The organism is Chryseobacterium lineare (genome assembly GCF_977014045.1).
The window spans coordinates 1,466,279-1,481,907 of record NZ_CDRNIQ010000001.1 but is presented as its reverse complement, the minus strand read 5'-3'; the positions used below and the strand labels follow the sequence as shown (position 1 = coordinate 1,481,907).

The following is a 15,629-nucleotide window of genomic DNA, read 5'->3' as shown; positions in this document are numbered from 1 at the left end:
CGGAAAAATTCCTCGGCACTTACTGATCTTTCTACATCAGTGAGAAGGGAATGACTACGCAAACTTTAAATAAAAATAAATAAGAAATATGAACACTTTAACAGGTACGAAAGAGTTTTTTACAGGTATCGACAAAATTAAATTTGAAGGGAAGGAAAGCAGAAATCCAATGGCATTCCGCTATTATGATGCTGAAAAAGTTGTCATGGGAAAACCTATGAAAGACTGGACACGCTTTGCAATGGCATGGTGGCATACCTTATGTGCAAACGGAAGCGATCCTTTCGGAGGAGCTACCATTCATCATCCTTGGGATATCGGTAATGACGCTGTTACAAGAGCAATGCACAAAATGGATGCAGGTTTTGAGTTTATGTCTAAAATGGGCTTCAGCTACTATTGTTTCCATGATATCGATCTTGTAGACCCGGCCGACAACTGGAAAGATTACGAAAAAAACCTTCAGGCAGTGGTAGAGTATGCAAAGCAAAAGCAGGCAGAGACTGGAATCAAGCTTTTATGGGGAACAGCAAATGTTTTTACCCATGAAAGATACATGAACGGGGCTTCTACAAACCCTAATTTTGATGTTGTTGCGTGTGCAGGAACTCAGGTGAAAAATTCCATCGACGCGACAATTGCTTTAGGGGGTGAAAACTACGTATTCTGGGGCGGAAGAGAAGGATATATGAGCCTTCTGAACACAGATATGAAACGTGAAAAAGATCACCTGGCACGTTTTCTTTCAATGTCCAGAGATTATGCACGTCAGCAAGGTTTTAAAGGGACTTTCCTGATTGAACCTAAACCGATGGAGCCTACAAAACACCAATATGACTACGATTCTGAAACGGTGATTGGTTTCTTGAGACACTATGGATTGGATAAAGATTTTAAATTAAATATTGAAGTTAACCACGCTACGCTGGCAGGCCATACTTTCGAGCATGAGCTTCAGGTTGCTGTAGATGCGGGACTTTTAGGTAGTATCGACGCTAATAGAGGAGACTATCAGAATGGCTGGGATACAGATCAGTTCCCTGTAGATTATCTTGAGATGGTTCAGGCTTGGCTTGTATTGCTTCCTGCAGGAGGTTTAGGAAATGGAGGAGTTAATTTTGATGCTAAGATCAGAAGAAATTCTATCGATCCGGAAGATTTATTTATCTCTCATATTTCTGGGATGGATGTATTTGCAAAAGGACTTCTGGCAGCGGCCGATATCCTTGAAAATTCAGATTATAAAAAATTAAGAACAAATCGCTACGCTTCTTTTGACAACGGAAACGGGAAGGCATTTGAAGAAGGCAACCTTAAATTGGAAGATCTTCAGAGAATAGCACATGAAATCGGGGAACCTGAGCCAAAAAGTGGAAAACAAGAATTGTTTGAAGCTATTGTGAACATGTATATCTAATAAAAAATGAAAAGGCTGCTAACACTAAGGATTTTCAGAATTATAATTATTAATGGCCTTTTTATTCAACCCTAATATTTAAAAATAATAATTATGAACCGATTTTATTTAGCTAAAACCAATAAGGCGGCCTTATTTTTTGCCATGGCCTTATTACCTTCCGGCTTGGCGTATTCCCAGGTTAAGAAAGATACGGTGCCTAAGGAGAAAAAGATAGAGGAAGTAGTCATGATCGGATACGGTACCCAAAGAAAAGAAGCCGTAACAGGATCTGTGGCTACCGTAAAAGGAGATGCACTTCGCGAGGTACCTTCTGCCAACATTACCCAGGCTTTACAAGGGAGAACTGCAGGTGTAGATATTTCTCAGTCATCTACCAAACCTGGCGCAGCATTACAGATAAGAATCAGGGGAACTCGTTCTTTAGGAACAAGTGCAGGTGCAAATGATCCTTTAGTTGTTCTTGACGGTATTCCTTTTGCAGGTTCTTTATCAGATATTAGCTCAAGTGATATTAAAAGTATTGACATTTTAAAAGACGCTTCTGCAACTGCAATTTATGGTTCCAGAGGTGCAAATGGGGTAATTTTGGTAACTTCTAACAGAGGAACAAAAGGGCAAAAACCTCGTTTTTCATATAACACTTTTACGGGTGTTCAGACACTATTTTCAAAATATCCGGTAATGGATGGACCAAAATTTGCGAAGTTACGTGCAGATGCTGGGATATATACAAATGGTACGAATGAATCTAACAATAATAATACCGATTGGCAGAAGCTATATTACAAACCAGCAATGATTACCAGTCATGACGTTGGAGTTTCTGGTGGTACAGAAGGGGGTAATTATAATGCGGGCATATCTTATTTTAAACAGGATGCAATAATTCCTCTTCAGAATTATGAGAGATTCTCGATTCGACTAGCACTTGATCAGCAAGTGGGTAAAAGTTTCAAATTTGGTTTTACTACTAATACCAACTATACTGAAACTGAAGGTAATGGTATTAATTCTGGAGCTGTTGTAGGATATTCTCCGCTTGTTAATCCTTATAATGCTGATGGCAGTTTATTACCTTTGATGAATACTGCAGGAGGCAACGATAATACCTGGATCTACACCCGAGAAAGATTGAATGGCTTGGGTGGAAAATATGTAGATGAAAGTAAAATATTTGCCTCTTATAATAACCTATATGGAGAATTAACCTTGCCTTTAAATGGTTTAAAATATAGACTTAATGTAGGCTTGGATTATCGTACTACCAATAGTGGAAATTATACAGGAGTAGGTGTATTCAATACAAATCCTGCTTCAGCATCTTCTGCAGGAAGAGGTAATAATCAAACTTATCACTGGGTGCTGGAAAATTTGCTTACCTATGATCGTACGTTTGGAAAGCATAAGATTAATGCAGTCGGTTTATATTCGGCAGAGAATAACAGATATATCAGTACTTATATGAGTGCATTAAATGTTCCTGCAGATTTTTTCCAATATTATAACCTGGGACAGTCTCCCCAAGCTGATATTACCGTAAATCCTAATGATCAGGCATATTCACAGACTGGTCTTCTTTCTGCAATGGGAAGAGTAATGTACACTTTCGATAATAAGTATATGTTGACGGCAACACTTCGTGCAGATGGATCCTCAAGATTGGCTCCGGGAAACAAATGGCATACTTATCCAGCAATATCGTTGGGTTGGAATGTAACCAATGAATCCTTTATGCAGAATGTAAAAGCGCTAAATCTGCTTAAATTCAGATTTGGTTGGGGGCAGACATCCAATCAGGCTGTAAATCCATATTCTACCTTAGGTGCGTTAACGGTTACTCCTTATAACTTTGGTACGACCAACAGTAGTGGTGTTTATGTAAATCAAGCACCAAATGCTGGACTTGGTTGGGAGTACTCAAAAACTCAGAATTACGGTGTAGATTTTGGATTGTTCAATAATAGATTGACAGGATCAGTTGAATACTATAGAACTCATACTTTTGACCTTTTAGCTAATAAGGGACTTCCTGCCTCTTCAGGACTTTCTTTTGTAACTAAAAATGTTGCTGAGACAGAAAATAAAGGTTTAGAGGTTTCACTTAATGGTTTGATTATTAATAATCCTGACGGTTTCTCGTGGGAGGCAGGAGTTAATTTTTATAGCAATAAAAATAAGATCTTAGCTTTATCATCCGGAATTGACAGGGACGTAAATAACCTTTGGTTTGTTGGTCACAATATCAACTCACTATATGATTATCAATATGTAGGACTTTGGCAAGCGGGTGATCCTTACCAAAGTATTTTGGAGCCAGGTACAGCTGCCGATGTAGTAGGATCTATTAAGGTTCTTTACACTGGAGGATATAATGCAGATGGAACTCCAGTACGAGCAATAGGTCCAGATGACAGACAGATTATTGATACAGCTCCTGACTGGCAGGGTGGTTTTAATACTAAATTCTCATACAAAAACTTTGAATTAAGTGCAGTAGGCGCATTCCAGCATGGGGGCGTTTTGATCAGTACTCTTTATGGATCAGCAAGTTATCTTAACAGATTGACAGGTAGGGGAAATAACGTAGATGTAGATTATTGGACTCCTGAAAATACAGATGCATATTATCCACGTCCAGGCCGTCACTTAAGTGGGGATAATCCTAAATATTCTTCTACACTAGCAATGTTCGATGCATCATATTTAAAAATCCGTACCATTACTTTAGGATATAATGTAAATAAAGATTTCCTGAAAGATCTTAAGATTAATAGTTTCAGAATATATATTACAGTAACCAATCCTATCGTGCTATTCTCTCCTTATCACAAATTTTCAGGCATGGATCCGGAACCGAACTCTACAGGAGATCAAAATCAGGCGGTTAGTGGATATCAAGCTCGTCAGCTAGTTATAGGTACTAATAACCCTTCGACAAGAAATTATTTAATGGGCCTTAATTTAACTTTTTAAAATAATACAATCATGATAAAACATAGTAAAAAAGTGATAATAGGGGCATTCTTCTTATCACTTACATTAACAGGATGTAATGAAATCTTAGATGAGCAACCTAGAACAACTTATACTGTTGATTATTTTAGTACTACCCAAGGACTTAATGAAGGAGTTACTGCTTTATATAGACATCTTCGAAGCTTGTATGGGAATGGATATTACATGAGTAATTGCCAAAATGGTACAGATGAATCTACATGGGGGCAAAGTGCCGATGGAAATTTTAAGGAATTAGATATGTCTGGCCAGGGAAATATCAACTCTAATACTTTTCCAACTAGTATGGTCTGGAATTCTGTATTTCCTTATATTAACACTGCCAATGGAATTATTGAGAAAGGTCCGGCGTTAGGAATTTCTGAATCATTAATTTCAGAAGCCAAGTTTTTTAGAGCATTCGATTACTTTCTGTTAGTGCAAACTTACGGTGGAGTACCTTTGGATTTGGGTTCCGGAGAGTTGGCATTTAATATCAACCCGTCTGCAACATCAGTTAGAAATACAGTACCAGAAGTGTACAGTAAGGTAATATTTCCAGATCTCAAAAAAGCTATAGATAATTTACCTGCAACACCACGTGTAACGGGAGGAGTTACAAAAAATGTAGCAAGACTATTTTTAGCAAAAGCCTACCTCACGTATGGTTGGTGGTTGCAGAATCCTAATAATATTCCAACTTATCCGGAAACTGCAAGAACTGATTTAGATGGTCATAATGCTCAATGGTATTTCCAACAGGCTTACGATATAGCTTTAACAGCAATCAATAATCCCGGACCTTATGCTTTACAACCTACTTACTATGATGTGAATGTGGGGTCCAATGACAGAAATAGCGAATGTATGTTGTATGCGGATCACACACAATCAAGTTCTTATTATAATGAAAGTAATCCTGTTGGACAAGGCAGTGGCTGGAGTCCGGATAACTTTGCAGCGTGGATGCAGACTTGGAACTATACCAATATTAAAAGCAGTAAAACAACAGCTTGGGGTCCTACAGATATTTCAAGTTCTGTGCAGCGTGCAGCTACCCAACCGTTAGGTCGTCCTTGGGTTCGAATGGCTCCTCCTATAGGAGTTATAAAGAATACATTTGCAGATAAAACAAATGATTCCCGCTATGATGGAACTTTTGTAACTAGCTATAGAGGAAATTGGGACAAGGAAGGAACAGGACTTACAAGTTATACAACTCTATACAATGCAAATAATTTACCAGTTCATCCAGGTGATCCAATCCTATCCTTTCTATATGATGATTCACAAACACCAACGTACCCTTCCGGAGGTGGACAGAGTGGTGTGGGAGCAGGTGTATTACCCGGAAGAGCAGATTGGGTGATTGCGCCAAACGGTATTAGCAGAATGGTTTTCCCTGGTTTGTGGAAAATAGGAACCTATCGTACAGATAATGGCAATGGCCTGGGATATCCTAACGCAGGATTGACACGTCCATTTAGTGTGGCTAAGTTCTCAGAATTCTATTTCATTGCGGCAGAAGCTGCTGTAAAAGGAGCTTCCGGATCGGTGACAGCAAGAGATTTGATTAACGTAATTCGTGCCAGAGCAGGAAAATGGAAGTTTAATAATGCTCAAAATGTGACTTATGTAGCTGATAACAGCGCTGCTATGGTTGCCGCTACACCTTCTGTCATTACTATTGATTATATCTTGGCAGAACGTTCAAGAGAATATTATGGTGAATTTTACAGATGGTACGATCTGGTACGTACACAGAAATGGGAAGAATTTGGTGCTTCATATCAAATTGGAGGTACTAACTATGGAGACCACACACCTCAAACAGTAACACGAAATATTCAGAAATTTCATTACTTGAGACCGATTCCTCAAAGTCAGCTTGATGCAATGGAAGTTTCTGCTGATGTGAAAGCAAAATACCAGAATCCTGGTTATTAATTGATTTTATTCTTACATTCATATTAACAGCAAAGTAGGTGTTTACCAAAAGCACCTGCTTTGTTTAATGAATAAAAATTTTTAAAGATTATGGAAAAAACCTGGCGCTGGTTTGGTCAGAAAGACAAAATAAAATTAAATATGCTCCGTCAGATCGGTGTGGAAGGTATTGTTTCTGCTCTCCACGATATTCCGAACGGACAGATATGGCCGGTGGATGCCATTCAGGAATATAAACAATATATAGAAAGTCACGGTCTTCGCTGGTCTGTAGTGGAAAGTCTTCCTGTAAGTGAAGCCATCAAATACGGAGGTGAAGACCGGGACTCTTTAATAGAAAACTATATTCAGAGCTTAGAGAATCTGGGAAAAACTGGCATTAATACCATTTGCTATAACTTTATGCCGGTGCTGGACTGGGCGCGTACCGATCTTTTTTATCAATGGGAAGATGGTGCTTCATCACTTTATTTTGATAAGGCTAAATTTGCTTATTTCGAAATTCATATTCTGAAAAGAGAGGGCGCTGAAAACGATTATAATTCAGAAATACTTGAAAAAGTAGAAGAATTTAAAAATACCCTGACAGAATCTGATAACAATGATTTGATTGATTCAGTTATTGTCAAAACTCAGGGATTTGTCAATGGAAATATTAAAGAAGGCGATCAGAATCCGGTAGCTTTATTTAAGAATTTATTGAGTTTATATGACGGGATTGATAAAGATCAGCTTCGTGAAAACATGAAGTACTTTCTGGAAAAAATCATGCCTGTCTGCGAGCAATGGAACATTCAGATGTGCGTACACCCGGACGATCCGCCTTTTGCTTTGCTGGGCTTACCGAGAATCGTGACTAATGAAGAAGATATCGACTGGTTCCTGAATGCAGTGGATAATCCTCACAACGGACTTACTTTCTGTGCAGGCTCACTGAGTGCCGGTCTTCAGAATGACGTTCCCAAGCTCGCCCAAAAATATGCACACAGAACAAAATTTGTTCACCTCAGAAGTACCAATGTTTTCGAGAACGGCGATTTTATAGAAGCTACACATTTATCAGGAAGAGGTAAACTTATTGACGTGATTCGTGTATTTGAAAAAGAAAATCCTTCACTTCCGATGAGAGTCGATCACGGAAGGCTTTTAACCGATGATGTTGATAAAGGTTATCATCCAGGATATTCATTTTTAGGAAGAATGCTGGCTTTGGGACAGATTGAAGGCGTAATGGCAACTGTACAAAACGAAATGTCGAAGGGAAATTAATATTACGTTTAGATCAATTATTAATCATCAATTATCAATCATAATAATGAACGAAATATTCAGCATAAAAGATAAAGTGGCCGTTATTACGGGAGCTTCAGGAGTTTTAGGAGGAAGTTTGGCGAAAAGCTTTATAGAAGCCGGAGCTAAAGTGGTAGTACTTGGAAGAAATCAGACAACTTTGGATGCTCGCGTCAAAGAATTGAGTGATTCAGGCGGTGATGCCTTTGCTGTAGAAGCGAATGTAATGGACATCGAAAGTCTTGAATCAGCATCAAAAAAGATCACAGAAAAATACGGAAAGATAGATATCTTATTAAATATTGCCGGTGGAAATATTCCTGCTGCAACTTTATCTCCCGAACAGTCATTCTTTGATATGAAAATAGAAGGCTGGAATGAAGTGACCGACCTTAATATCAACGGAACCGTTTATCCAAGCTATGTTTTCGGTAAAGTAATGGCAGATCAGGGAAGCGGAAGTATCGTTAATATTTCATCGATGGCAGCGTATTCGGCGATTACAAGAGTTGCCGGCTATTCGGCCGCAAAATCTGCGATTACCAATTTTACCCAATGGCTGGCTTCTGATGTTGCCTTAAAATTTGGTGATAAAATACGCGTTAATGCTGTTGCTCCGGGTTTTTTCATAGGTGATCAGAACCGGGCTATCTTATTGAATCCTGATGGATCTTTAACCGACAGAAGTAAAAAAGTTATCGCTAAAACGCCAATGGCACGCTTCGGAGATGTGGAAGAGCTCAACGGAGCGGTACAGTTCCTGTGTTCAGATGCTGCAAGCTTCATTACCGGTGCATTATTGCCTGTTGATGGCGGTTTCAGTGCTTTCAGTGGTGTTTAAATTGTAAACTAAACTTAATTTTCTTCATATAGAGGCAAGGCTCTGTGAAAGTTTCATCGGGTCTTGTTTTTTAAGTTAAAAATTAATTAATCTTAAGGGTTAATAAAGACAGTCACAGGTGAAAACTGTGCTATGTAATATAATAAGGCTATTAATAATGAAGAGTTTCATTAACAATAAAGAAGTTTTCGGAGAATCGTTTTTGTTGGAATCAGCAAAAGCTGAAAATCTGTATTTTTCTTATGCAAAAGATCTCCCGGTGATCGATTATCACAATCACCTCGAACCTGATGTCATTGCAAAAAATCAAAATTTCCGTTCTCCTGCAGCAATTTGGCTGGATGGCGATCATTACAAATGGAGAGCTATGCGAAACTTCGGAGTACAGGAGAAATTCATTTCCGGAAATGCAACAGACGAAGAGAAATTCAACAAATGGACAGAAGTAGTACCTTATACACTCAGAAATCCTTTATTTCACTGGACCCATCTGGAGCTTAAAAATCCGTTCGGAATCACAGAATATCTTTCCGGGAAAAATTCGGAAGCGGTGTATTCCAAAATGAATGATGCGCTTAAGTCAGATAGTTTCAGGCCGCAACAGTTGCTTCAGCACTTCGGGGTAGAAACGCTTTGTACCACAGACGACCCCTCAGACAATCTGGAATTTCATCAGGATATTAAAACATCTGATTTTAAAACTCGTGTGTTTCCTGCTTTCAGACCTGATGTTTACATCACTTTTACCGATGAGGAAGCTTACCGTAAAAATGTTCAGAAACTTGAAAATGCCAGTGGAGTAGCTATCCAATCAGCTTCTGATCTATTGGAAGCATTATACATAAGAATAAATTATTTTCACGATAACGGAGCCAGAATTTCAGATCATGGATTTGAATTTTTTCCGGATACTACAAAGTGGAACAGTACTTTAGACCATGAGTTCCGTGAGTTTTTAGCGGGTAACCGAAAAACATTTTCAGATCCTGAAGCCTTATCCGGCTATCTTCTGAAAGAGCTTTGCAAAATGTATGCGGCTAAAGGCTGGGTACAACAGTTTCATGTAGGCGCAACCCGGAATAACAATTCGAAAATGCTTCATCGTATCGGTATAAATGCCGGTTATGATGCTATCGGAGAATCATACTTTGCCCAAAGAATGAGTGTGATGTTTGACGAACTCAATGCGGAAGATAAGCTGGCAAAATCTATTATCTATACCCTCAATCCAACGCTTAATGAAGTTTTGGCAACCATGGCCGGGAACTTTAATGAAGAAGGAATCAAAGGAAAAGTACAGTTCGGGGCCGCCTGGTGGTTCCTGGATCAGCTGGATGGGATGGAAAAACAGATGAATACAGTTTCAAATTTAGGACTGATAAGCACTTTTATCGGAATGCTGACGGATTCGCGAAGTTTTCTTTCTTTTTCAAGACACGAATATTTCAGAAGACTTGTATGCAATATATTTGGCTCCGAAATGGAAAAAGGGCTTCTTCCCAACGACGAAGAATGGGTAGGAAAAATTATACAGGACATCTGTTATTATAATACAAAAAACTATTTCGGATTCTGAGAGTTTGAAATAAATCTAATGAGAAATTATTTCGCAGGAGCTTCTGAATAAGCTCCTGCCGATAATGAAAGTAAAAGATCATAAAGAATAAAAAATGAATTCAGGAAAAATACTTTGCTTTGGTGAGCTGCTTCTCCATTTCGCTCCGGATTCCGAAGGAAAATGGCTGAATGAACAGTCTCTGAAAATCTTCGTCGGCGGCGCAGAATACAACGTGGCTTCTGCACTTGCGCAATGGCAAAATCCTGTTAAATTACTTTCAGCTTTACCGGAAAATTTTGTCGGAAATCAATTGAAAATTCAGCTTCAAAATAAAGGAATCGAAATTTTAGCAGAAAAAAGTAACGGCAGAATCGGAACTTTTTACCTTTCATCGGATGGCGATATGCAAAATGCTTCGGTGGTCTATGATCGTTTTCCATCGGTTTTTACACAGTCCGACTTTTCTCAATTTAATTTTGATGAAATTTTTTCTGAAGTTAAATGGCTTCACATCAGTACAATTACGCCGGCGTTGAGCGAAAAAGCTTATCGGAAATGTTTCGATTTGATGAGTGAAGCTGCAAAAAGGAATATCACCGTTTCTTTGGATTTGAATTACCGTGCAGCGCTTTGGCAGGGAAAAAATCCATCAGAATTAATCAGAAAAATGATGCCTTTCATCAGTGTTTTGATGGGAAATATCTGGTCGATTCAGCAGTTTATGGAAATCCCGATTGAATACGAACTGAATGGAAATTTTGATGACGAAAATCTTTTAAAACAAGCCGAAAAATCTGCGTTGGAAATTCAGAAACAATTTCCGAATGTGGAAATGGTAGCGAATACTTTCCGTTTCACAATGGGTGAAAAAGTGAATTATTATGCGACTTTGTTTACTGACCAACTTTTGGTTTCGGAACAATATCAATCTGATAAAATTGAGGAAAGAGTTGGCAGTGGAGATTCGTTTATGGCTGCATTAATTCACGGAAAAATCAAAGGAAATTCTTCACAGCAGATTTTAGACGATGCGACAAAAGTTGCTTTCAAAAAACTATTTGTGAAAGGCGACACCATCGATGAATCTATAAATATCGAAAAATTATGAATCCAATCATACAAAAAATAAAAGACCAGAAAATTGTTCCGTTGTTCTACAACGAATCTTTTGAAGTTTCAAAAAGTACAGTAAAAGCCCTTTATGACGGCGGAATCCGTGTTATAGAATACACTAACCGTGGTATTCAGGCTTTGGAAAATTTCACCAAGCTTAAAGAAATTTCCTCCACAGAATTTCCCGGACTTTTATTGGGTATCGGAACTGTTAAAAATACAAACGAAATAGACGATTATGCTAATGCAAAAGCCGATTTCATCATTACACCTGTCATTAGCAGGAAACTTATAAAGCATTGCATAAAGAAAAATGTACTGCTGATTCCGGGCTGCTTTACCCCGTCGGATGTTAATCTGGCCTTTCAGAGCGGACTTAATCTGGTTAAAATATTCCCAGCCGATGCTTTAGGTAAAAATTATATCAAATCAATTCAACCCGTTTTTCCCGGAATGAATTTTATGCCAACAGGTGGCGTAAATGCCGATGTTGAGGACATCAATGAATGGTTCCGAGGTGGTGCAATGGCAGTTGGATTGGGAAGTTCTTTGGTAAAATCAGATGTGAAAGAGCAGGAACTTACAGAAAAAGTGAAAAAATTATTACAACAACTTAATCAAAACTAAATGCAGGCTCCTAAAAACCGAAATATCAGATGGTTTATGCTGTCTTTGGTCTTCCTTGCGACGACCATCAATTATCTCGACCGTCAGGTAATGGGCTTGCTAAAACCTGTTCTTGAAAAGGAATTCAGCTGGGACGAAAAGGATTACAGCTACATTGTGATGGCTTTTACGACAACTTATGCCATAGGTTATCTTGCAATGGGACGATTCATTGACAGGGTTGGAACTAAAATCGGATACGCCGTTTCTTTGATTGTCTGGAGCTTAGCGTCTATCGGACACGGTTTTGTAAAAAGTACGGTCGGGTTTTTAGTTGCGAGAAGTACTTTAGGAATCAGTGAAGCAGGAAATTTTCCGGCAGCAATAAAATCTGTCGCCGAATGGTTTCCGAAAAAAGAAAGAGCCTTAGCAACAGGAATTTTCAATTCGGGCGCAACAGTAGGAGCCATTTTGGCACCGCTGCTGGTTCCTTTTATTTTGGGACATTACGGCTGGAGGGAAACTTTTGTCTGGATCGGTGCACTGGGTTTATTGTGGATTGTTTTGTGGTGGAGATTTTACACCATTCCGGAAAAAACAAAAAAACTAAGTCAGGAAGAGTTACAATACATTAAAAGTGACCAAGACGGAAAAACACAGGAGCAATCTAAAGTTCCTTTGTCCGAAATATTAAAATATAAGGTAACCTGGTCTTTTGCCATTGGAAAAATCCTTACCGACCCGATTTGGTATTTCTTTATGTTCTGGCTTCCGGCGTATTTTGCAGACGTTTTCAAAATGGATTTGACCAAGCCTTCCATCCCGTTGATTATCATTTACAGTGGAACCACAATTGGTAGTATCGGCGGTGGTTATCTGTCCTCATTTTTAATTAAAAAAGGCTGGGGCATCGGAAGAGCGAGAAGTTTTACAATGTTACTGTTTGCCTTAATGGTCGTTCCGGTAATGTTTTCAAAATACGTCGACAATATGTGGATGATTACGATTATCATTGCTTTGGCAACAGCTGCACATCAGGGTTGGGGAGCGAATCTGATGACAACGGTCGGAGACAAATTACCCAATAATTACGTGAGTTCGGTTATCGGTTTTGGCGGAATGCTGGGTTCAGCAGCCGGAATTCTCTTTCCACTTTTCATCGGGATTGTGTTAGATACATTTAAAAAAGCCGGAAATATCAACGGCGGTTACAACATCATATTTTTCATTGCCGGTGTTTCTTACATTGCGGCGTGGGGAATTATTTGGCTGATTAATAGAAATGCAACCGGAAATTCTGTTTCAGAAAAGAAAATTTAAAAAAATGAACTTCAAGCTTTCCATATTAACCTTTCTTTTCCTCAGCGGATTTTCCTTTGCTCAAAAAGGAGGAAGATACAAGCTTTGGTACGACAAACCTGCTAAACAGTGGGTGGAAGCATTACCAGTTGGAAACGGAAGGTTGGCAGCAATGGTTTTTGGCGACCCTTCTCAGGAAAAAGTTCAGCTGAATGAAGCTACTTTTTGGTCAGGCGGACCTTCCCGAAACGATAATCCCGATGGCCCGAAAGTTTTAGATTCTATCCGATATTATTTATTTAATGGGAATTACAAAAGAGCGCAAATCCTTGCTGATAAAGGTTTGACCGCCAAAACACTTCACGGTTCAGCATTTCAGAATATCGGTGATTTTACGCTTGATTTTAATAATCTTAATAATGTTAAAAATTATTACAGAGAATTAGACATCGAAAAAGCAATTACTACAACTACATTTTCAGCCAATGGGATTAATTTCAAAAGAGAAGTTTTTGCTTCAATTCCGGACAATGTGATTGTAATTAAATTAAGTTCAGACAAAAAAAATGCCCTGAGTTTAACCGCTCAATTCAACAGCGAACTCAAAAAAAATAGTAAAGCCATTGATTCAAACACCTTGCAAATGGACGGATTGTCTTCAACTTTAGACGGCGTTCAGGGTCAGGTTAAATTCAATGCACTCGCAAAATTCATCAACAAAGGTGGCAAAACGGAAGTTTCAGAAAACGGAATTTCCGTAAGCAATGCCGATGAAGTGATGATTCTCATTTCAATTGCGACCAATTTTACAGATTATAAAACTTTAAGCACCAACGAAGTTTTAAAAAGTAAAAAATACATCGAAGTATCAGAAAATAAGAGTTTTAATACTTTATTCAAAAATCATCTTGCTTCTTACCAAAAATATTTCAAAAGAGTTGATTTTAATTTAGGAACTTCCGAAGCTTCAAAAAATCCAACCGACGTTCGAATTAAAAATTTCGCAACCCATTACGACCCGGAACTTGTTGCTTTATATTACCAATTTGGTCGCTATCTTTTGATTTCGTCTTCACAACCGAATGGTCAGCCGGCAAACCTTCAGGGAATCTGGAATAATTCCAACAAACCCGCCTGGGACAGCAAATACACCATCAACATCAACACGGAAATGAATTACTGGCCGGCGGAAAAAACCAACCTTTCCGAGATGCACGAACCGCTGATTCAGATGGTAAAAGATTTGAGCGAATCCGGAAAAGAAACGGCAAAAGTAATGTATAAAAGTAGTGGCTGGGTCGCGCATCACAACACGGATATCTGGAGAATCACAGGCGTTGTAGATTTTGCTAATGCAGGCATGTGGCCAATGGGTGGCGCTTGGCTTTCGCAACATCTTTGGGAAAAATATTTGTACAGTGGCGACAAAAATTATCTCAAATCCATTTATCCGATTCTAAAATCTGCCACTCAATTTTATGAAGATTTTCTGATTGGGGAACCAACGCACAAATGGCTGATTGTAAGTCCGTCAATGTCTCCCGAAAATATTCCGGACGGACATAACGGAAGTGCTTTGGCAGCCGGAAATACGATGGATAATCAGCTAATGTTTGACCTGTTTTCTAAAACAAAAAAAGCAGCAGAAATCCTTAATGTAGATTCAGATAAAATAAAAGTTTGGGACAATATTATCTCCAGATTACCACCGATGAAAATCGGAAAATATGGACAGCTACAGGAATGGGCGGAAGATTGGGACAACCCGAAAGACAATCACAGACACGTTTCGCATCTCTACGGATTATTTCCGTCTAACCAAATCAATCCTTTCACAACGCCCGAATTGCTGGATGCTTCCAAAATCGTTTTACTGCATCGTGGCGACGTTTCCACAGGTTGGAGTATGGGCTGGAAAGTCAATCTTTGGGCAAAATTATTAGACGGAAATCACGCTAACAAATTAATCAAAGACCAATTAACCTTGGTAGAAAAAGACGGTTGGGGTAGCAAAGGCGGAACGTATCCCAATCTTTTTGATGCACATCCGCCGTTTCAGATTGACGGAAATTTCGGCTGTACCTCGGGAATTACTGAGATGCTTTTACAGACTCAAAACGGTTTCATCGACATTCTTCCCGCACTTCCCGATGAATGGAAAAACGGAAAAATATCAGGACTGAAAACATATGGCGACTTTGAAATCAGCATTGTCTGGGAAAATAATAAAGCCAAACAAATCACCATAAAATCAAATTTAGGCGGAAACTGTAGAGTCAGAATTCCCAACGAAATGGAATTATCAGGTAAAATAAAACTCAAAAAAGCAGAAGGCAGAAACCCAAATCCTTTTTTTGATACACCTGAAATTAAAAAGCCACTGATTTCCAGTGAAGTAAAATTAAATCCTGTCGAAATAAAAGAATCTGTGATGTACGATTTCCCGACGGAAGCAGGAAAAACTTATATTTTAAAAATGAAATAGAAAAAAGAACCCGAAGGGTTTAACAACAATAGCCACAAGTGAAACCTGTGGAATGATAACAAAACAAACCACGAAC

General features: G+C 38.7%; 10 protein-coding genes. All 10 read left to right on the top strand.

Annotation, left to right across the window (positions count from 1 at the left end; genetic code table 11):
* The first annotated feature begins 88 nt into the window (after positions 1 to 88).
* The 10 genes from xylA to ACWNCI_RS06400 all read left to right on the top strand — a co-directional run bounded on the left by xylA (position 89) and on the right by ACWNCI_RS06400 (position 15,553).
* Positions 89 to 1,417, top strand: a complete 1,329-nt coding sequence (gene xylA / locus ACWNCI_RS06445) for a xylose isomerase (RefSeq protein WP_449387644.1) — start codon at positions 89 to 91, stop codon at positions 1,415 to 1,417.
* A 93-nt stretch (positions 1,418 to 1,510) separates the two neighbouring features.
* Entirely contained in the window at positions 1,511 to 4,393 is a 2,883-nt protein-coding gene (locus tag ACWNCI_RS06440) for a SusC/RagA family TonB-linked outer membrane protein (protein WP_449387643.1), read from the top strand.
* A 12-nt stretch (positions 4,394 to 4,405) separates the two neighbouring features.
* The gene (locus ACWNCI_RS06435) at positions 4,406 to 6,361 is read left to right on the top strand and encodes a RagB/SusD family nutrient uptake outer membrane protein (RefSeq protein ID WP_449387642.1); all 1,956 of its coding nucleotides are present in this window, start codon (positions 4,406 to 4,408) and stop codon (positions 6,359 to 6,361) included.
* Positions 6,362 to 6,451: 90 nt separating this feature from the next.
* Positions 6,452 to 7,630: a mannonate dehydratase gene (gene uxuA, locus ACWNCI_RS06430; RefSeq protein WP_449387641.1), complete on the top strand. Its 1,179-nt coding sequence runs from the start codon at positions 6,452 to 6,454 to the stop codon at positions 7,628 to 7,630.
* A gap of 46 nt (positions 7,631 to 7,676) precedes the next feature.
* Positions 7,677 to 8,492 (top strand): SDR family oxidoreductase, encoded by an 816-nt coding sequence (locus tag ACWNCI_RS06425; RefSeq protein WP_449387640.1) that lies wholly within the window; start codon positions 7,677 to 7,679, stop codon positions 8,490 to 8,492.
* Between the two features lie 157 nt (positions 8,493 to 8,649).
* Positions 8,650 to 10,068, top strand: coding sequence for a glucuronate isomerase (uxaC, locus tag ACWNCI_RS06420; protein WP_449387639.1), 1,419 nt, complete (start codon positions 8,650 to 8,652; stop codon positions 10,066 to 10,068).
* Positions 10,069 to 10,162: 94 nt separating this feature from the next.
* Entirely contained in the window at positions 10,163 to 11,158 is a 996-nt protein-coding gene (locus ACWNCI_RS06415; RefSeq protein WP_449387638.1) for a sugar kinase, read from the top strand.
* Positions 11,155 to 11,790 (top strand): bifunctional 4-hydroxy-2-oxoglutarate aldolase/2-dehydro-3-deoxy-phosphogluconate aldolase, encoded by a 636-nt coding sequence (locus tag ACWNCI_RS06410; RefSeq protein WP_449387637.1) that lies wholly within the window; start codon positions 11,155 to 11,157, stop codon positions 11,788 to 11,790. Before ACWNCI_RS06415 ends, ACWNCI_RS06410 begins: the two co-directional genes overlap by 4 nt.
* Positions 11,791 to 13,089 (top strand): MFS transporter, encoded by a 1,299-nt coding sequence (locus tag ACWNCI_RS06405; RefSeq protein ID WP_449387636.1) that lies wholly within the window; start codon positions 11,791 to 11,793, stop codon positions 13,087 to 13,089.
* Positions 13,090 to 13,093: 4 nt separating this feature from the next.
* Entirely contained in the window at positions 13,094 to 15,553 is a 2,460-nt protein-coding gene (locus tag ACWNCI_RS06400) for a glycoside hydrolase family 95 protein (protein ID WP_449387635.1), read from the top strand.
* Positions 15,554 to 15,629: the final 76 nt, after the last annotated feature.